Source organism: Acinetobacter chengduensis (assembly GCF_003664645.1).
GTDB classification, from domain to species: Bacteria; Pseudomonadota; Gammaproteobacteria; order Pseudomonadales; family Moraxellaceae; genus Acinetobacter; species Acinetobacter chengduensis.
In genome coordinates, this window is record NZ_RCHC01000018.1 from 59,500 (window position 1) to 78,826 (window position 19,327).

A 19,327-nucleotide genomic window follows, 5' to 3' on the forward strand; every position below is an offset into this window, starting at 1 on the left:
ATGACGCAATTTGAAGCCAATAAAGCACAGGTCGCTTTACGTTTTGCTCAAGCAGGGCAAAGCTATACAGAACATGCGGTAGTACAAAAGCAGATTGCTCAGCAACTGCTACTCTTGATTCAGCAATACTGCCCTAATTTGTTGAATCAGCCGATTGATCATGTGTTTGAAATCGGCTGTGGTTCGGGAAATTTAAGTCATTTACTGATGCAACAGCTACGCATTCAGCATTTTTCTCTTAATGATTTATATGCCGAAGTGCAACAACATTTTAGCGAGCAACACAATCTGGATTGGCTGATTGGTGATATTGAACAGCTGAGCTTTCCTACTCACTTAGACTTAGTGGCTTCAAGTTCGGCATTGCAATGGATACATGATTTAGATGCCATTTTTCAAAAAGTGCACGATAGCTTAAAGACACAAGGTGTTTTTTGTTTTTCGAGTTTTGGTCATCAAAATTTAAAAGAAATTAAAACCCTGACAGGTCAAGGCCTAAGCTATTTATCTCTGGCTGAATTGCAAAATAAACTACAACTCGCGGGTTTTGAGATTTTGCATTTATCTGAGCAAATTTGCCCTGTGTATTTTCAGCATCCCAAGCAGGTGCTACAGCATCTTAAAGCAACAGGGGTGACGGCGACGGCATCTCATTTTCGCTGGACTAAACAATCATTGGCCAGTTTTTATCAGGCCTATCAACAGTTTTCACATATAGATCAGTTGGGTCAGATTCAATACTCGCTGAGCTATCATCCGATTTATTGTATTGCACGGAGATTGCCATGACGGCTTCGGTTTATTTTATCAGTGGCATTGACACAGGTATTGGTAAAACCTACACAACAGGCTATTTGGCAAAACTATGGAATGCGCAAGGACGAAAGACCATTACGCAAAAGCTTGTACAAACAGGTAATACAGATATCTCTGAGGATATTGAGCAACACCGTCAAATTATGGGTATGGGGTGGTTTCCAGAAGATGAAACAAAGCTCACGATGCCTGAAATTTTTAGTTATCCTGCATCGCCTCATTTGGCTACAAAAATTGATGGCCGAGAGATCGATTTTGACAAAATAGCCGATGCTACCCAGCAATTAGCAAGCAAGTATGACGTTGTTTTGTTAGAGGGTGCGGGCGGTTTAATGGTGCCACTGACTACTGAATTACTGACAATTGACTACGTTGCGGAGAAAAAATTCCCCGTGATTTTAGTGACTTCAGGTCGTTTGGGCAGTATTAATCATACGATTTTAAGTTTGGAAACACTTAAAATCCGTGGCTTAGAATTGTATGCATTGGCCTATAATTTAAATGATGAATCACAAGATGAACTCATTTCTAAAGATACCGCTGAATATTTAAAAGCCTATTTAGTGAAAAATTTTCCAAAAAGTCTTTGGATTGATATTCCTGTGGTTGAAGTCGCATAAAGTTGTAGCAAAATGCGAAATATCACAATAATTATTTAGACTCATCTCTAAGATACAAGCATAGCCAGTCATTGCATAAGATTAAGCAGATAAAAAAAGACAGATTGAAAAATCTGTCTTTTGGGGTTTTAAAGCTTAAAAGTATTAGAACTTTTTAAAGCCTTTGTTTAAACCGTATGGCTTACGTGGTGCATTTTGATCACGTTCTTCACGACGACCAAATGCTTGCTCATTGCTACGAGGCTCACGGCGTTGGAATGAATTGCCATCGCGGTTGTCACGACGCGCAAAGTTCGAACCATTTTGGTTTTCACGACGTTGGCCTTGATCTTCACGGCGTTCACGTTCACGACCATAAGATTGAGGTTGTTCTTCGTTGTCACGACGTTGTTGACGTAAGAAACCACCACGGCGTGCTGCCATTGGTTTTTCTTGCATACGTTCGTTGCGACGTTTTGCCATACCATAAAGGCCAGTGCCTTGGCGTGGTTTTAATTCAACTAATTTAGTTAAATTATCGATATCGTTTTTGTCTAATTCCATCCAGCGACCTGTACGAAGTTCGCGTGGAAGAATAACCGTACCATAACGTGTACGTAGTAAACGGCTTACTTTAAGACCTTGTGATTCAAAGATACGACGTACTTCACGGTTACGGCCTTCTTTTACCACCACTTGGAACCAACGGTTGATACCTTCACCACCAATTTCAGAGAATGATTCAAATTTCGCAGGGCCGTCATCCAGTGTTACGCCTTGAAGCATGTTGTTTTTAAGTTGAGGCGTAACCTCACCCATTACACGCACAGCATATTCACGTTCGATTTCGTTTGAAGGGTGCATCAAGCGGTTCGCCATTTCACCATCGTTAGTGAATAGCAACAAGCCAGTTGAGTTGATGTCTAGACGACCAACCATTACCCAACGATCACCTTGAATTTGTGGTAATTGTTCAAATACAGTTGGACGGTTTTCAGGGTCATTGCGTGAGCAAATTTCACCTTCTGGTTTGTAGTAAATCAACACACGACGACGAATTTCGTCTTCAATTTGGAACTGTACTTTACGACCATCGATGCGAAGCTCATCACCTGGTTCAATACGTTCACCCACTTGGGCAACTTGCCCATTTACGCTTACACGTCCAGCGGCAATGACTTCTTCCATATAACGGCGAGAACCCAAACCAACACGTGCAAGCACCTTTTGCAATTTTTCACTCATGACAGCATAACCTTAGAAATTATCATCAACAGTTCACCTATTTATGACTTCGGTGCATTAGCATCGAGGGCCATAAAAGCTTCCTTGGCATCCTGCAGGGGAGGCAATTGGCTTAAAGAAGTTAAACCAAAAGCATTTAAAAATTGAGGCGTTGTGATTAACAACGATGGTCTTCCTGGGAGTTCACGAAAACCAGATTCTTTAATCCAGTTCCAATCAAATAATGTACGTAAAATTTGACTGTTATTGGTTACTCCACGAATTTGCTCAATGTCTGCTCGTGTTACGGGTTGATGGTAAGCAACCACAGCAAGGGTTTCGAGCAAAGATGGCGATAAGCGAGATGGTCGCTCAGGCCAAGTTTGTGCAATGATTTTACGATATTTTGCACGGACTTGAAAACGGAAACCTTGCGCGGTTTCAACGAGTTCAATTGATCTGCCATGTTGCAACATAGAAAGTTGCTGCAAATATTGGCGTAATTCTGTTTTGCTAAAGCGATCTTGGAAAGCTTCTTTTAGACGCGCGATGGATACGGCTGCATCACTGGCAAAAATAATCGCTTCAAGTTGCATGAGGATTTCATGCAGATCATCTTGAGGTGTAGATAATATATTTTGGTCTGAACTCATGCGCATGCTCCTTGAATTGCAAGCGGTGCTTCTACACCTGACGCGATGATGTGAACTTTTTGCTGTCGCGTGAGTTCTAAAATAGCCATAAAAGTCACGACCATGCCCATACGGCCTTGGCTCGGTGTTAATAAAGCTTCAAAAGGGAGAACTTCGCCACTCAGTAATTTTTGTTCAATATGGGCAATACGCTCTTCAAGCAATACGGGTTCTTGCGTAATTTGATGCACAACAGGTTCTGGGCGGTTAAACACACAGAGCATGGCATCACGCAGTAAATTGGCTTGATGGCCGTCATTGCTTTGTAAAGTTTGTCCTAAACTCACATTAGTTTCAAACGTATCGCGCTCTAAGATCGGCATTTGGCCTAAACGTTCAGCCGCTTGTTTTATACGTAAATAGTTTTCTAAACGATCAATTAATTCTTGTTTCGGGTCAACTTCAGTTGCACTTACAGATTTGGGTTTAGGTAATAATAAACGAGATTTTAAGTCAGCAAGTAAGGCTGCCATCACCATGTAATCGGCAGTCAGCTCAATATTCAGAGACTTCATCGCATCCATATAAGACAGATACTGGGCTGCAATTGGCGCGATATCGACTTGTAATAAGTCAAAGCCATTTTTTTGAATCAGGTAGATCAGAAAGTCGAGTGGTCCTTCGAAATGCTCTAAAAGAATTTCAAATGCAGCTGGAGGAATGTATAAATCCTCTGGAATAGTCTCTTGCCACTCATCCAAAACGCGGATGTGTGTAGATGCTTCCATAGGTTCATGGACAATTTCATTCATTGCAGTTATAGGCCACGCGAATTTTCAAAGGCATGAAAGATATTTTTCTTCGATCTCACATCGAAAGAAAAAGCATATAAGTAATAGGCCTAGTGTAATTGAAAATTGCACTCAAAGAAATTGCTTAGCAGACCAAATGCTCAAAAACCTGAAAATATATAGGGTTTATTTATTTAGCCGCGCATTTTCAAAACAAAATGATTGCAATATCACAGCGTAAAGGCACATTGTAGCGTGCTATGTAACATGTAGTCAGGCCAGCTATAGGGATAATGATATGAACAATGACACAAACAATAATCTGAGAAATGCGGATCAAGAGCAGGGTCAACCTACAGTTGGAGTCTTAGTCAGTTCATTTGATTCAATTAAACCAGCTTTCAGTTCTTTAGAGGGGCGTACAGTCAAACTCCACTTATTGTCTACCCATACACTGAGCCCAATTCAGCATCAACAGATTTGGCAGGTGGTTCAAAGTGAACCTAATGCTACATGTTGGACCTATTTACCATATTCAGGTTTTGCACAGCCAGAGGCGCTCATGAAGGTGCTGGATCACAATTTTAATTTCGTAGATGCAGTTCATTTTGTTATTGAAACGGCGCAAGGTGTTGTGGGTTGGGTGGGTTTATTAAATATTCGACCTGAACATCGTGTGATTGAAATTGGCAATGTATATTTTTCACATCAAATGAAACGAAGCACATCAGCTACAGAAGTGCTGTATTTATTGTTAAAACATTGTTTTGCTCAAGGCTATAGACGAGTGGAATGGAAATGTGATGATTTGAATGCACCTTCCAAAAAAGCCGCGCTACGTTTTGGCTTTCAATATGAAGGCACATTTAGACAAGATCGTATTGTCAAAGGTCGAAATCGTGACACAGCGTGGTTTTCAATCATTGATACTGAATGGCCCAACGTACAACTGGCGTATGAAGCATGGCTGGCCGACACAAATTTTGATGCGCAAGGCCAGCAGAAAGTTAGCTTAGTTGAGCTGATGCCTTCCTTATAAATGGGCGTCCAAGCAATAACATCAATATCATTTGAACCATCAGTGCTTATTCAAAAGCACTGACATCACCCACACCACGACGAATGATTTCTGGATATTCACCTGCAAGATTCACAATGCTGGTGGTATTTAACGTCCCAAGCCCACCATCAATCAAAACATCAATTAATTTGCTCAATTGCATCTCAATGTCATAGGGGTCATCAATTGGCGCAGATTGGCCGGGTAAAATTAAAGTTGAGGTGAGTAGGGGTTCGCCTAGTTCTTTGAGTAACATTTGGCAAATTGGATTGCTTGGAATGCGTAGGCCAATCGTTTTCTTTTTTGGGTGCATTAAACGCTTAGGAACTTCACTGGTCGCTGGCAAAATAAACGTGGTAATGGCTGGTGTATTATTTTTGAGTAAGCGATACATGGCGTTGTCGACTTTGGCATACGTGGCAATGTCGGATAGATCGGCACAAATAATCGCATATTGATGCTTGGCGTCCAGCTGACGAATTCTGGAAATCCGCTCCATGGCGTGCTTATTTCCAATTTGGCAACCAATGGCATAGGCAGCGTCAGTTGGATAAACCACGACATCACCTGCACGAATTCGTTCGACGGCTTGGCTAATTAAGCGAGGCTGAGGATTATCTGGATGTACGCGTAGATGCAACATATTGATTCCTCCGAAGTTTAGCTTGTTATTGTTCAGTCAGTTTATTATGGCTGTGCATTAGCTCAATGCGCAATGCGCAGTTGATAGAATTGTGTAATTTAATCAAGCATTTCACGGCTAAATTCATCTAATGCAAGTGCTCTACCTTGCCGAGTACACTGGCAAATACAATCAATCAGGCGGATTGCATCCTTAGGGAGTTTAGCTTCGCCTGAAAAATAGCGCTGTAATTGGCGAAATACATTGTCTTTAAAATCTGAACCGTCACCACCATCACCAGTTAAATTGTCCAAAGATACGCGGAACTTGCGACCGAAAGCCTTAGAAAATAACCATTCTATGGCTTGTGGTTTGATTTCAACTTGCTCAAAAAGCGCTTGTTGTTCTGCTGTTCGACCATCTGGTGCATACCAATAACCTAAGTCAGGTAGTAAGCGTCGTTGTGCGCCAGCGATGGTCCAATGGCTAATTTCATGTAATGCGCTATTAAAGTAACCATGAGCAAATTGTATGCGTGCAGGGCCATGTTCATCTTCTGGAAAATATTCAGGCTCAAAATCACCTTTCACTAAGGTCACATTTAAGTGTGAAAACCAATGATTAAAATGTAAGATAAGCCAATTCACCTGTTCCGATTCTGATTGTAAATTCGCCCAAGGCAACAGTTGCACTTGTGGACGCGAGGTGTCAGAATTAGAGTTTGAAAGTGTGCTAACGAGTGATGAAATATTCACTTCTGTTTGCGGCTGCAACAGATGCATGACTGAAATTACCCAATTGGTCTGTCTAAATAAGTACAAAATTGTATCTTAATCTTTGACAGAGTACTTATGAATTTGTAGAATTGCCGCCTTAATTATGTCAGCAAATACCTTTCCGGCACAGATTGAGCCGTTTAAATGGGCCGAACAAGGCTTTACGTGGTCAGGTCAACTGCCTTTATCTCGTTTTGTTCGTATTGCCCGTGAAGCTGTTGGATCAATTGATGATCAATTGATCAAAATTGACTGTAAGCTATCAATGGATGCCTATCATCGTATTGTATGGCTAGATGGTCATGCTGAAACGAATGTTTCAATGCAATGCCAGCGTTGTCTGGAGCCCGTTGTAATGAACTTCATTTCAGATTTTCATCTGGCTCTTGTGGATGATGAGTCACTGATAGAGCGCTTGGATGAGGATGCTGATTTCATCGTTTTAGGTGAAAGTGAAGCAACTGTAAAAGGTACATACGATGCACCTGCTACAGCGGATTTACTCTCACTGATAGAGGATGAATTGTTATTGTTGATGCCTTTGTCACCTAAGCATGACTCATGTGCACATAAGCATCAACCTGCCGTAGAAGAGTTAGCTGAAGAAAAACGGGATAACCCGTTTGAAGTTTTGGCTGCTTTGAAGGGTAAACTTAACTAATTTTTGTGTTATACTGTTAAGTATAAGACAATCGAATTTGTTCTGATCCATTTTTTCGATCTTTGTAAGGAGCCATCATGGCCGTTCAGCAAAACCGTAAAAGTCGCTCTCGCCGTGACATGCGCCGTTCACATGACGCTTTAACCGAGAATGCATTAACAGTAGACCAAACGACTGGTGAAACTCACCGTCGTCACCACGTATCTAAAGATGGTGTCTACCGTGGTCGTCAATTATTCGCTAAAGCATCTGCTGAATAATTGGTGATGTATTAAGCGTCAAGCTTAGTAGAAAAAATGGGAGCGAAAGCTCCCTTTTTTTTGTGCTGAATTTTGTTGTATTTGGCAATTACTTAAAGCAAAAATAAGTGGTAAATTTTCGCTCCATACATCGGCGTACATGAAGGCTTGCTGGTAAATTGATCATTTGATATTACCGCTGGTCTAAAAATAAAGGATTTTTTATGTCTGCTAAACAAATCGAACAAGCGGCTCAAGCAACGAAAACCGTGTTTGTGTTTCCAGGTCAAGGTTCACAAAAAGCAGGCATGCTCGCAGAACTTGCAGAACAGTTTAGTAGCGTGCAAGCAACATTTGCAGAAGCATCTGAAGCTGTAGGCTTTGATTTGTGGCACATTGCTCAAAGTGGCGAAGGCTTAGATCAAACTGAATTTACCCAGCCCGTACTTTTGACAGCAAGTATCGCGTTATGGCGTGTTTGGTTGGAACTGGGTGGCGTTGCACCAAAATACCTTGCAGGTCATTCACTGGGTGAATACAGCGCATTGGTTGCATCTGGTGCGATGACTTTGGCTGATGCTACAAAACTGGTCAATTTACGTGGCAAATTGATGCAGTCTGCTGTGCCACAAGGTAAAGGTGCAATGGCGGCCATTTTGGGTCTAGAAGATGCTCAAGTGATTGCACTTTGTGAACAAGCGACAGCTTCTGCTGAAGGCTCAGTGCAAGCGGCTAACTATAATGCCAAAGGTCAGGTCGTGGTTGCAGGAGACAAAGCCGAAGTTGAAGCTGTGATGGCTTTGGCTAAAGAAGCAGGTGGTAAGGCCATCGCACTTCCAGTCTCTGTACCATCGCACTGTGCCTTGATGCAACCTGCAGCTGTACAGTTTGCAGAAGCTTTGGAACAAACTGCCATTGAGCTCCCTAGCATACCTGTAATACAAAATGTCAACGCGGAAATCGCAACAGATACAGCAGCCTTACGTAAAGCATTGACTGAGCAATTGTACCAATCTGTGCAATGGACGAAGACAATGCAGTATGTGCAGGATCAAGGCATTCAATATATCGTGGAATGTGGTCCAGGCAATGTGCTTGCAAATCTGGCGAAACGTTTGCCAAACATTGAAAAAGCATTCCCACTCGACTCAAAAAGTCGTATGGAAGATGCTTTAAATGCCATTTTAGTGGCGGAAGGGAAAATCGCATGACACAAGAACGCAAAGTTGCATTGGTGACTGGAGCGAGCCGAGGGATTGGTGCAGCCATCGCTCAACAACTCATTCAAGACGGTTATTTTGTAGTGGGTACTGCTACTTCTGAAGCGGGTGCGGAAAAACTGTCCACATCATTTGCTGAAAATGGTGCAGGTAAAGTATTGGATGTGCGTGACGGCGTTGCTATTGATGCATTAATTACCGATATTGAACAAAATTATGGTCCAGTTCTTGCGTTAGTAAATAATGCGGGCGTGACTAAAGATAATTTGTTACTCCGTATGTCTGAAGATGATTGGGATGATATTCTGAACATTCATTTGAAGGCCGTATACCGTTTATCTAAACGTGTGCTAAAAGGTATGACCAAGGCACGTTTTGGACGCATTATTAACATCAGTTCAGTGGTTGCTCATTTTGCAAACCCTGGACAAGCTAACTACTCTGCAGCAAAAGCTGGAATTGAAGCTTTTAGTCGTAGTCTCGCAAAAGAGATGGGTAGTCGCCAAATTACAGTTAATAGCGTGGCGCCTGGCTTTATTGCAACAGAGATGACTGAGCAGTTAAGTGAAGAAATTCGTAAGAAAATGAGTGATCAAGTGGCCTTGAATCGTTTAGGTGAGCCACAAGATATTGCGAATGCTGTAAGTTTCTTAGCTTCGGATAAGGCAAGTTACATTACTGGCACTGTTTTACATGTAAATGGTGGTTTATACATGAGCTAATTGGCTGATGTATAAACTTCCCAAATTTTTTAGATTGAATTAAACTAACGGCATTAAAAACGCCACAAGCAATGAGGAGAATTCCTGTGAGCGATATCGAACAACGCGTTAAACAAGCAGTTTCTGAACAACTTGGTCTTAAAGTTGAAGAAATTAAAAACGAAGCATCTTTCATGGATGACTTAGGTGCAGACTCTCTTGACCTAGTTGAGCTTGTTATGTCTTTCGAAAACGACTTCGACATCACTATTCCAGATGAAGATTCTAACGAAATCACAACTGTTCAATCAGCAATTGACTATGTAACTAAAAAACTTGGTTAATACGCTGTTTCAGCTTGCTGAAATTAAAAGCCACCTTTAAGGTGGCTTTTTTTATAGCTGCTTTCTAAGCGGTTAATTTACATTCACTTACTTTTCTGTCACCAAAGCGCACCTAAAATTAGTTATGTTTTTAGCTATAAACAATAAGTACAACGATTTTTAAATAACACATCAAAAACTATGGAGAATAACAATGGGTCTTTTTGATTTTGTAAAAGGCATTGGTAAAAAAAATACAGCACCTGCAGAACCACAAGCTGCCCCAGCAACGCCAGCAGAGCCATCTGCACAAGAAATCGCAAATAAGTTACTTGGTCATGTTAAAGCTTTAGGATTGCCTGTTACGGGGCTATCAGTGAGCTATAACAGCACATCTGACTTGGCTACGGTCAAAGGTCAGGTGCAAAGTCAGGCAGACCGCGAGAAAATTATTTTGGCTGTGGGTAATATTGACCATGTTGCACAAGTCGATGATCAGCTCACAGTCGCATCGCCTGAGCCAGAAAGTAAATTTTATACTGTAAAGTCGGGAGACAATCTGTCTAAAATTTCTAAAGAATTTTATGGTGATGCCAACCAGTACAATAAAATCTTTGAAGCAAACCGTCCTTTATTAAAAAATGCAGACGATATTTTCCCAGGGCAAGTGTTACGTATTCCTGCATAAGTTTGAATGTGGTGATTTAGATATCACTCAATCCAATAAAACCGCTGTTTAGACAGCGGTTTTTTATATATAGTTTGTATTGGTGAAATTAGCCAATTAAACCAATGAACGGATATTCTTCCATACTTCTAAGAATCAGAATTTTATCTTTTTAGTTTGGTTTTATTTACATTATTTTAGTATTCAAGCAAACCTACTTTACGAAAATTCTCCAAATCGACTTAAATAGAAGGCTAATACAATGCGGAAATAAATAACCAATTACAAAGCAAGAAATGATGGTGAAGAGAATGATTTTAGCCGAGCTAAAAGAGGTACTGAGATAAAATGACGTAAAAAGGGCTATTCCGAATCCAAGAATTATTCCGTCAATAGCGTAATAGAATGCTGTAATTAAGCGTTCATGATTCATTTAATATCCTTGGTATAGTTTTTTATTCGCATGGCACAACAATCTATTGATTTATTAAAAATGATATCCAATGCGGATGCAATATTCTTTTCATAGACCATCATATACTTGAGTAGATTGATGTATTTGTGCAGTCAGATGAGGCGTTATTTTACTTTAGACTTTTTGACTAAACATTCTGCAATAATTTAAACAAGACTTTGATGGCGTATTGCTCTTTAATAAGCCTGAAAATTCAATAATAGATTCAGCATTTTATGCGTAATGAAAAAATAGATATTCTTCGAGGTCTTTCCATTCTTTTGGTGCTCCTGCATCATTTTAATATCCCTTATAAACTCCATGATACTTTTTTAGGAGTTCAGGTCTTTGGCGAGAGTTTAAGTACCTTAATTGCTCGAAATGGCAATTATGGCGTGACCATGTTCTTTGTGATTTCTGGCTTTTTAATTACCCAGCATACTTTGCAACGTAGTGGCTCTTTAGCAAAAATCAGGATTAAAGATTTTTATGTACGCCGTATCGCGCGGATTCTGCCTTGCTTGGTGTTATTGGTATTGATGGTGACTGGTTTAGGCGCTTTGGGGTTAAAGCCATTTCTCAATCAAGCACCTAATGGCATAGAGGTATCGTATGGTTTGACTGTGTTTTCAGTGTTCAGTTTTTGGATGAATCTGCTGATTATTGAATATGGTTGGGTCAACTATGCTTTGGGCGTGCTCTGGTCACTATCTGTTGAAGAGGTCTTTTATTTGGCTTTTCCGTTGTTGTGCTATGGATTAGGGCAAGGGAAAGGTTTTATTGTTTTTCTATTGTTGATTATCGCCTATGCGCCATATTTTCGCAGTTTACATCTTGGTGAAGAAAGTGGTGCGTATCTATATCACTATTTTTCCAGTTTTGATGGTATCGCGATTGGCTGTTTAACCGCGCTGTGTGTACACCATTTTAAAGGCACGCTCAGGTATTCTAGGTTAATTATGGTTAGTGCTACGCTATTGATGTGTGCACTATATTTGTATGCACCAATTAAAGAAGTGAGCACTTGGGGCGTCAGTCTATTTGCTTTGCTTACAGCAGTTTTAATTTTTTGTTTCACGCAAGAAGCGCCAACGAAGGTACAAGGATTGGGTTCGCGTGCGCTGGTTTGGTTAGGTCAGCGTAGCTATGAAATGTATTTGTTTCATTTAATTATTTTGGGTTTAATGAAGGTGGTATATTTTCCTAAAGAAACCCTGCCAGCAGAAAAATTAATGCTATTGCCTATTTATTTGATTGCGGTAGCTTTGCTCAGCTGGGCAATAGAAAAATATTATTCGGCACCGCTTAATCGAATGATTCGACATCAATGGATGAAGTAGGTGGGTAGTCACTTTTGGCGTGATATCGAAAGTTAAGCACGTGTCGTTGGTGAAGGGCATGATCCTGTATTGATTACATATTTGAGAGATGAGTCTGATTGATAAAACAAAAAAACCTCCTAGATGGAGGTTTTTTTGTTTTATCGATTTGTGCTTAGAAAGTGGGTTTGACCACCACTAAAATAACGACGGCAAATAAAATCAGTGTCGGCATTTCATTAAAGAAACGCCAAAATTTATGTGATTTGTAATGTGGGTTGTCCATGAGCTTTTTGCGGTAATAGCCACACACAAAATGGTAAACCACCAATAGTCCCACAAGACCGACCTTGAGGTAGAACCATAAAGCTTCATGATAATGTCGGGTTGCATCGCCCCAATCGACCAGAAAATGCGCCGTAATGAGTGTTGCGATCATAGCTGGCCACATAATGCCACGGTACAGCTTACGTTCCATGATCACAAAACGCTGATGGCTAACTGCATCATCACTCATAGCATGATAGACAAAAAGGCGAGGGAGATAGAAGAGTGCTGCAAACCAGCAAACTACAGCGATGATATGTAATGCTTTAACCCAGAGGAAAGCATCTGAAGGAGCATCCATAATGTACCCTTTAAAAGGGCGGTGGGGTGGGGTTTAGCGCCGAAGCGCCAAACCTACAGACCTTAAATTAGCCTTCCCATTTTTTGAAAACGAGACAAGCGTTTACACCGCCAAAACCGAAACTGTTACTCATCACAGTATTCAATTTTGCGTCACGTTTTTCAAGTACGATGTCAAAACCTTTCGCGCCTTCATCTAATTCTGTCACGTTGATGTTAGGTGCAATAAAGTCATTTTGCATCATCAGTACAGAGTAGATAGCTTCTTGTACGCCAGCTGCGCCAAGGCTATGACCTGTCATAGATTTTGTTGAGCTAAGTGGAGGTACTTGACCTTCACCAAATGCACGTTCCATTGCTTTAAGCTCAGTCACATCACCCGCCGGTGTAGATGTACCATGTGTGTTGACATAGTCAATTTGGTCTACGCCATGTTCTTTCGCTTCTTCTAGCGCCATGAGGATGCAACGAGTTGCGCCTTCGCCAGATGGTGCAACCATATCTGCACCGTCAGAGTTTGCAGCATAGCCAATAACTTCAGCCAAGATGTTTGCGCCACGTGCTTGCGCATGTTCTAAAGATTCGAGCACCACAAAACCACCACCGCCAGCAATGACAAAACCGTCACGGTCAGCTGAATATGGGCGTGAAGCTGTTTCTGGTGTCTCATTATATTTAGAGCAAAGTGCACCCATTGCATCAAAGAGTAGGCTTTGAGACCAGTGATCTTCTTCACCGCCACCTGCTAGCATGAGGTCTTGTTTGCCCAATTGAATGAGGTTATATGCATAACCAATTGCATCTGCAGAGGTTGCGCATGCACTGGTAATAGAGTGTGCAATACCTTGCATTTTAAACGCTACGCCAACGTTGGCAGTGATCGTGTTTGACATATTGCGTGGTACGAAAAATGGGCCAACTTTACGAGCACCTTTTTCTTCTAGTAATTTGATCATTTCTGCAACAGATGCAGTGGAGTTACCACCTGAACCACCAGCAATACCATAACGAGGGTTGCCACCAATTTGTTCTGCTGTTAAGCCCGCATGCTCAACTGCGGCAACTGCAGCATTGTAAGCATACATGGCACAAACGCCCATAAAGCGTTTTAAACGACGGTCAATACCATCGAAATTTTGTTCAGCAGCTGCGCTGACATGGCTTTTAAAATTTAATTCAGCATAAGTTGGATTTGCACGTGTTCCAGAAATCCCGTTCTGTAAAGAATGCGTTACATCCTCTAGAGTATTACCAATACATGAGTTAATGCCCATGCCTGTGATTACAACACGTTTCATTTGCAGATCCTTTATAGCTTGCGTATGAGCCCATCGCACTTCATATCAGATGCATCACCTGTGAATGATGCGTGGACTCAGTTATTTCAATTGCAATCATAATAGCAGAAAGATTTTTGTTTTCTTATGGCAAATCCTATGCCTATTTTCAAGATCCGATCTTCTGTGCAAAATGCGCCTTAGCTTTACTAAAAGATACATATTCAGGTTGAGTTAAATGCTGACTACACCTAGTATTTATCAAGAATTGTAAGAATATGGGCAATGGGGTAGGGAATGGCGAACTCGAATAATAAGCAATCAAGCGGTTTCTTTTCTAATGCGGTTGGAGTGGCTAAAAAGCTCAGTAGTACAGGTACATCTTTGTTGAATCATGTTGCACCAGATTCTGTGGCAAAGCTAACACAAGCCTCATCTAAGCAATCTGTCATTGATGGCCAATATCAGACAGCAAACGTTTTTGCATCAAAAATATACGATAATCCACAGCAGGTTTTGCGTGAGCATCTTCCGAATGTGTCGCGTCAATTTTTAGGGCGTCATTATAGTAAAGTGAATAATGTGGCGAACTTTGTGTCACCGCAATTTTCCGACAAACTGTCAGATTATTTGTTTGAACAACTGAATCAAATCAGCAATAACCTCAGTTCGGTTGATGCAGTACTCGATGAAGCGGGTGTACGTGATTTAGAAGAACTCACTCAAGATGTCGATCGTTCTAGGCGTTTGAGTCAGGCTTTGATTGAACAGAATAAATGGCTGGCTTCTTTGCAAGGCGCAGTAACTGGGGCAACTGGTGTTTTGGGTTCAACTTTAGATATACCAGCTTCATTATTAATGTCTTTACGTATTATCTATCAAGTTGGTCGCTCATACGGTTTCGATCTGAGTAAAGAAAGTGATCAAGAGATCGTGCAACATATTTTTAGGCAAATCGATTTGGGCGTTATTGCAGAAAAGCAAACGCTGTTATTGGCATTAAAAACTTTATCCAGCACCATTCAAACACATGATTTGAGTCAGTTACAACAAATGTTGGGTTCAACAAATGATATTGATGCACTCAAAAAATATTTTGTTGATGAAAATGGGGAGTATAAATTGGGATGGCTGAATCAGCTGTCTAAAGTGTCACTGCTCGATAAGCTCACTCGTTTAACACCATTGGCAGGCGCGGGTATTAGTGCTGTATATAGCTTGCGTCTGGTCGATGAGGTAAATCACAAAGCACAACAAGTCTTTTCTCATGCACGTGAATACTTAATTCAGCACAAAGATGTACAGCTGTCGCCGTTGCTGGCTTATGAAAAATCAATGGAATTATTGGCGCAGGCCGCACCTAAACTCATGGAATCTGTAAAGTCCATTGAGCACAATCTGATCGAGCCTGTATTAAATAAAGCGATTGAAATTGAAGGCAATGAAAATATCACCCAAGTTAAAGTCTTGAAGAAAACACAGGAAAATGTTGATGGGACGACTGCATTAGATACTCAGGATGAGCAAGTGGCAGATGGCTTGGCAGCATTGGCTAAAAAAGAAGTGACGCCGAGTGATAATGTACCACCACAACAAGCGGCTTTAGCCAATGATGAAGATATACTGTGGCAGGAAAATGCTCAGGCCGACGAAAATACGAATTTAGTCGATACCTCTTTGCCATCCAAGGCTATTCAGTCAAAAAAATAAAGATTTATATTTTCAGATTGTTAGTGATTTGATTAGGTTTTATTTGGCCGAAAAAGCAACAAAAGAAATATTTGGTTGAGATTTGATGAGTAGTCGAATCTTGACCATTTTTGCGTCCTGAATTACAATTGCATGCCCTCAAAAAGCAGTATTTTTTTTGGGCTTTTATTTAACGGGAGAATTGCCAAATGGCAACAACAAATCAGTTGATCCGTAAGGGTCGTACGACTTTAGTTGAAAAATCTAAAGTTCCTGCGTTGAAGGCTTGTCCACAACGTCGTGGTGTTTGTACACGTGTTTACACTACTACACCTAAAAAACCTAACTCAGCAATGCGTAAAGTTTGCCGTGTTCGCCTAACTTCAGGTTTTGAAGTTTCTAGCTACATCGGTGGTGAAGGCCATAACCTACAAGAGCACAGTGTTGTTCTTATCCGTGGTGGTCGTGTTAAAGACTTACCAGGTGTACGTTACCATACCGTTCGTGGTTCTTTAGACTGCGCTGGTGTTAAAGATCGTAACCAGTCACGTTCTAAATACGGTACTAAACGTCCTAAGAAATAATCTGAAAAGATTAGCTTCTTAGTTCGCTAGAACTGCAATCCTTTATCGTCTCGCTTGTCTGATTTCTGCATTTAATTTTGTGAAATTCAAGCGACGTGTAGTAAGGCCAGCGAATAGCGCATGACACTTTGCGCTCATGCTGGATAAACCTGAAGTGTCATATTTATAGGTAGTTTAAAATGCCAAGACGTCGCGTAGTCGCTGCTCGTGAAATCCTTCCGGATCCAAAATTCAGTAGCCAAACAATCGCTAAATTCATGAACCACGTAATGCAAGATGGTAAAAAATCTATTGCTGAAAGTATCGTTTACGGTGCTTTAGACCGCGTTCAAGAAAAATCTAAAGTAGACCCAGTTGAATTCTTTGAAGCTACGCTTGAAAAAGTTCGTCCTATGGTTGAAGTAAAAGCACGCCGTGTTGGTGGTGCTACATACCAAGTACCTATGGAAGTACGCCCATCCCGTCGTACTGCCTTGGCTATGCGTTGGTTAGTAGATGCTGCTGCTAAGCGTTCTGAAAAAACTATGGCTTTACGTCTTGCTGGTGAGTTGCTTGATGCATCTGAAGGTAAAGGCGCAGCTGTTAAAAAACGTGAAGACGTGCACCGTATGGCTGAAGCCAACAAAGCATTCTCTCACTACCGTTTCTAAGCGGATAAAACAGGCCCTACTCAGAAAATTGACAGTGCTTTCATTGCGCTGTCATGAAATCGCTTTAAGCTGTTCTGCAGCTTAAAGCGTCCTGTTTTAAACAACAAAATTTAGGAATGCTAGAAATCATGGCTCGTAAAACCCCAATTTCTCAGTACCGTAACATTGGTATTTCAGCGCACATTGACGCTGGTAAAACTACAACTTCAGAACGTATTTTGTTCTACACAGGTGTATCTCACAAAATTGGTGAAGTACACGACGGTGCAGCAACAATGGACTGGATGGAGCAAGAGCAAGAACGTGGTATTACCATTACTTCTGCTGCGACAACTACATTCTGGTCTGGCATGAGCCAACAGTTTAAAGAACACCGCATCAACGTAATTGACACCCCGGGACACGTTGACTTCACAGTTGAAGTTGAACGTTCTATGCGTGTTCTTGACGGTGCGTGTATGGTTTACTGTGCTGTAGGTGGTGTACAACCTCAGTCAGAAACTGTATGGCGTCAAGCTAACAAATATAAAGTGCCTCGTTTAGCATTCGTGAACAAGATGGACCGTACTGGTGCAAACTTCTTCCGTGTTGTTGAACAAATGAAGACTCGTCTAGGCGCTCATCCTGTACCAGTAGTTATCCCAGTTGGTGCTGAAGATAACTTCCAAGGTGTTGTTGACTTGATCGAAATGAAGTCAATCATTTGGGATGAAGCTTCTCAAGGTATGAAGTTTGAATACGGCGATATTCCTGCTGATCTAGTTGCAACAGCTGAAGAATGGCGTACTAACCTTGTAGAAGCAGCAGCTGAAGCTTCTGAAGAGTTAATGGACAAATACTTAGAAGAAGGTGATCTTTCTAAAGAAGACATCGTTAAAGGTATTCGTCAACAAACTTTGGCTTGCGAAATCCAGCCAATGCTTTGTGGTTCAGCGTTCAAAAACAAAGGTGTTCAACGTATGTTGGACGCAGTTATTGAATTCTTACCTGCGCCGACTGACGTTGAAGCGATCAAGGGTATCCTTGATGACAAAGACGAAACTGAAGGCTCACGTGAATCTTCTGACGAAGCTCCGTTCTCTGCGTTAGCGTTCAAAATCATGAACGATAAATTCGTAGGTAACTTAACATTCGTACGTGTTTATTCAGGCGTTCTTAAGCAAGGTGACTCGGTTTATAACCCTGTTAAATCTAAGCGTGAACGTATCGGTCGTATCGTGCAAATGCACGCAAACGAACGTCAAGACGTTGAAGAAATCCGTGCTGGTGATATCGCTGCGTGTGTAGGTCTTAAAGACGTAACAACTGGTGATACACTTTGTGATGAGAAAAATGTCATCACTCTTGAGCGTATGGAATTCCCAGAGCCAGTAATCGCACTTGCTGTTGAACCTAAAACTAAAGCTGACCAAGAGAAAATGTCTATCGCTCTTGGCCGTTTAGCGAAGGAAGATCCATCATTCCGCGTACGTACTGACGAAGAATCTGGTCAAACGATCATTTCTGGTATGGGTGAGCTTCACCTTGACATCATCGTTGACCGTATGAAACGTGAATTTAACGTTGAAGCGAACATTGGTAAACCAATGGTTGCTTACCGCGAAACGATCAAAAAGTCTGTTGAGCAAGAAGGTAAATTCGTACGTCAAACTGGTGGTAAAGGTAAGTTCGGTCACGTATACGTACGTTTAGAACCGCTTCCTGAAGGCGCTGATAAAGAATACGAATTCGTTGAAGAAGTTGTTGGTGGTGTAGTACCTAAAGAATTCTTCGGCGCGGTTGACAAAGGTATCCAAGAACGTATGAAGAATGGTGTCCTAGCTGGTTACCCAGTTGTAGGCATTAAAGCTACATTGTTCGACGGTTCTTACCATGATGTCGACTCTGACGAATTGTCGTTCAAAATGGCTGGTTCTTACGCATTCCGTGACGGTTTCATGAAAGCAGATCCTATCTTGCTTGAACCGATCATGAAAGTAGAAGTAGAAACTCCAGAAGACTATATGGGCGATATCATGGGTGACTTAAACCGTCGTCGTGGTATGGTTCAAGGTATGGACGATCTTCCTGGCGGTACTAAAGCAATTAAAGCTGAAGTTCCACTTGCTGAGATGTTTGGTTACGCGACTCAAATGCGTTCTATGTCTCAAGGTCGTGCGACTTACTCTATGGAATTTGCTAAATATGCTGAAACTCCACGTAACGTGGCTGAAGGCATCATTTCTAAGTTCCAATCTGGCGGTAAAAAAGGTGACGACGAGTAATCTTTCGATTACTATATTGCCTAACTAATTTTATAGTTAAAATCTAATGCTCATGCAGTGTTCCTGCATGAGTAGCTTAAAAAGGAAGCTCTCATGGCTAAGGCTAAGTTTGAACGTAATAAGCCACACGTA

General features: G+C 41.3%; 21 protein-coding genes. 14 read left to right on the forward strand and 7 right to left on the reverse strand.

Annotation, left to right across the window (positions count from 1 at the left end):
* Together bioC and bioD are read left to right on the forward strand one after the other, a co-directional pair.
* On the forward strand, positions 1-789 hold the full coding sequence (bioC, locus tag D9K81_RS14415) for a malonyl-ACP O-methyltransferase BioC (protein WP_120375619.1): 789 nt from the start codon (positions 1-3) through the stop codon (positions 787-789).
* Complete coding sequence (gene bioD, locus D9K81_RS14420; protein ID WP_120375620.1) at positions 786-1,436, forward strand: dethiobiotin synthase; 651 nt, start codon at positions 786-788, stop codon at positions 1,434-1,436. Before bioC ends, bioD begins: the two co-directional genes overlap by 4 nt.
* A 144-nt stretch (positions 1,437-1,580) precedes the next feature.
* On the opposite strand, the gene rluB is transcribed toward bioD, so the two are convergent.
* Genes rluB through D9K81_RS14435 form a run of 3 tightly spaced genes read right to left on the reverse strand, consistent with a single transcriptional unit; the run spans position 1,581 to position 4,083 of the window.
* Entirely contained in the window at positions 1,581-2,660 is a 1,080-nt protein-coding gene (gene rluB, locus D9K81_RS14425) for a 23S rRNA pseudouridine(2605) synthase RluB (RefSeq protein WP_120375621.1), read from the reverse strand.
* 41 nt (positions 2,661-2,701) lie between these two features.
* On the reverse strand, positions 2,702-3,292 hold the full coding sequence (gene scpB, locus D9K81_RS14430) for an SMC-Scp complex subunit ScpB (RefSeq protein WP_120375622.1): 591 nt from the start codon (positions 3,290-3,292) through the stop codon (positions 2,702-2,704).
* Positions 3,289-4,083 (reverse strand): segregation and condensation protein A, encoded by a 795-nt coding sequence (locus tag D9K81_RS14435; RefSeq protein WP_120375623.1) that lies wholly within the window; start codon positions 4,081-4,083, stop codon positions 3,289-3,291. Before D9K81_RS14435 ends, scpB begins: the two co-directional genes overlap by 4 nt.
* Before the next feature lie 277 nt (positions 4,084-4,360).
* Here D9K81_RS14435 and D9K81_RS14440 point away from each other — a divergent pair, with 277 nt between their 5' ends.
* On the forward strand, positions 4,361-5,101 hold the full coding sequence (locus tag D9K81_RS14440) for a GNAT family N-acetyltransferase (protein ID WP_120375624.1): 741 nt from the start codon (positions 4,361-4,363) through the stop codon (positions 5,099-5,101).
* A 46-nt stretch (positions 5,102-5,147) separates the two neighbouring features.
* Here D9K81_RS14440 and D9K81_RS14445 read toward each other — a convergent pair whose 3' ends face one another.
* The gene (locus D9K81_RS14445) at positions 5,148-5,765 is read right to left on the reverse strand and encodes an L-threonylcarbamoyladenylate synthase (RefSeq protein WP_120375625.1); all 618 of its coding nucleotides are present in this window, start codon (positions 5,763-5,765) and stop codon (positions 5,148-5,150) included.
* Between the two features lie 98 nt (positions 5,766-5,863).
* On the reverse strand, positions 5,864-6,526 hold the full coding sequence (locus D9K81_RS14450) for an elongation factor P hydroxylase (RefSeq protein ID WP_120375626.1): 663 nt from the start codon (positions 6,524-6,526) through the stop codon (positions 5,864-5,866).
* A 97-nt stretch (positions 6,527-6,623) separates the two neighbouring features.
* Here D9K81_RS14450 and D9K81_RS14455 point away from each other — a divergent pair, with 97 nt between their 5' ends.
* The 7 genes from D9K81_RS14455 (at position 6,624) to D9K81_RS14490 (ending at position 12,125) form a co-directional block, all read left to right on the forward strand.
* Positions 6,624-7,181, forward strand: a complete 558-nt coding sequence (locus D9K81_RS14455; RefSeq protein ID WP_120375627.1) for a YceD family protein — start codon at positions 6,624-6,626, stop codon at positions 7,179-7,181.
* Positions 7,182-7,258: 77 nt separating this feature from the next.
* Positions 7,259-7,441 (forward strand): 50S ribosomal protein L32, encoded by a 183-nt coding sequence (rpmF, locus tag D9K81_RS14460; RefSeq protein WP_106986494.1) that lies wholly within the window; start codon positions 7,259-7,261, stop codon positions 7,439-7,441.
* A gap of 203 nt (positions 7,442-7,644) precedes the next feature.
* A complete protein-coding gene (gene fabD, locus D9K81_RS14465; protein ID WP_120375628.1) occupies positions 7,645-8,631 on the forward strand; it encodes an ACP S-malonyltransferase in 987 nt (328 codons plus the stop codon).
* Entirely contained in the window at positions 8,628-9,362 is a 735-nt protein-coding gene (gene fabG, locus D9K81_RS14470; RefSeq protein ID WP_120375629.1) for a 3-oxoacyl-ACP reductase FabG, read from the forward strand. The genes fabD and fabG overlap by 4 nt, the downstream gene beginning before the upstream one ends.
* A gap of 86 nt (positions 9,363-9,448) precedes the next feature.
* Entirely contained in the window at positions 9,449-9,685 is a 237-nt protein-coding gene (acpP, locus tag D9K81_RS14475; protein ID WP_120375630.1) for an acyl carrier protein, read from the forward strand.
* 193 nt (positions 9,686-9,878) lie between these two features.
* Positions 9,879-10,352, forward strand: a complete 474-nt coding sequence (gene lysM / locus D9K81_RS14480; RefSeq protein ID WP_120375631.1) for a peptidoglycan-binding protein LysM — start codon at positions 9,879-9,881, stop codon at positions 10,350-10,352.
* Between the two features lie 669 nt (positions 10,353-11,021).
* Positions 11,022-12,125 (forward strand): acyltransferase family protein, encoded by a 1,104-nt coding sequence (locus D9K81_RS14490; protein ID WP_120375633.1) that lies wholly within the window; start codon positions 11,022-11,024, stop codon positions 12,123-12,125.
* Positions 12,126-12,279: 154 nt separating this feature from the next.
* Here D9K81_RS14490 and hemJ read toward each other — a convergent pair whose 3' ends face one another.
* Together hemJ and D9K81_RS14500 are read right to left on the reverse strand one after the other, a co-directional pair.
* On the reverse strand, positions 12,280-12,732 hold the full coding sequence (hemJ, locus tag D9K81_RS14495; RefSeq protein ID WP_120375634.1) for a protoporphyrinogen oxidase HemJ: 453 nt from the start codon (positions 12,730-12,732) through the stop codon (positions 12,280-12,282).
* A gap of 67 nt (positions 12,733-12,799) precedes the next feature.
* Positions 12,800-14,029, reverse strand: a complete 1,230-nt coding sequence (locus D9K81_RS14500; RefSeq protein WP_120375635.1) for a beta-ketoacyl synthase N-terminal-like domain-containing protein — start codon at positions 14,027-14,029, stop codon at positions 12,800-12,802.
* A gap of 276 nt (positions 14,030-14,305) precedes the next feature.
* On the opposite strand from D9K81_RS14500, the gene D9K81_RS14505 reads away from it, so the two are divergent.
* The 4 genes from D9K81_RS14505 (at position 14,306) to fusA (ending at position 19,195) form a co-directional block, all read left to right on the forward strand.
* Positions 14,306-15,718, forward strand: a complete 1,413-nt coding sequence (locus D9K81_RS14505) for an EcsC family protein (RefSeq protein WP_120375636.1) — start codon at positions 14,306-14,308, stop codon at positions 15,716-15,718.
* Positions 15,719-15,906: 188 nt separating this feature from the next.
* Positions 15,907-16,281, forward strand: coding sequence for a 30S ribosomal protein S12 (gene rpsL / locus D9K81_RS14510; RefSeq protein ID WP_002050319.1), 375 nt, complete (start codon positions 15,907-15,909; stop codon positions 16,279-16,281).
* 179 nt (positions 16,282-16,460) lie between these two features.
* On the forward strand, positions 16,461-16,931 hold the full coding sequence (rpsG, locus tag D9K81_RS14515; protein ID WP_064096978.1) for a 30S ribosomal protein S7: 471 nt from the start codon (positions 16,461-16,463) through the stop codon (positions 16,929-16,931).
* A 128-nt stretch (positions 16,932-17,059) separates the two neighbouring features.
* Positions 17,060-19,195, forward strand: a complete 2,136-nt coding sequence (gene fusA, locus D9K81_RS14520) for an elongation factor G (protein ID WP_120375637.1) — start codon at positions 17,060-17,062, stop codon at positions 19,193-19,195.
* The last annotated feature ends 132 nt before the right edge of the window (positions 19,196-19,327 follow it).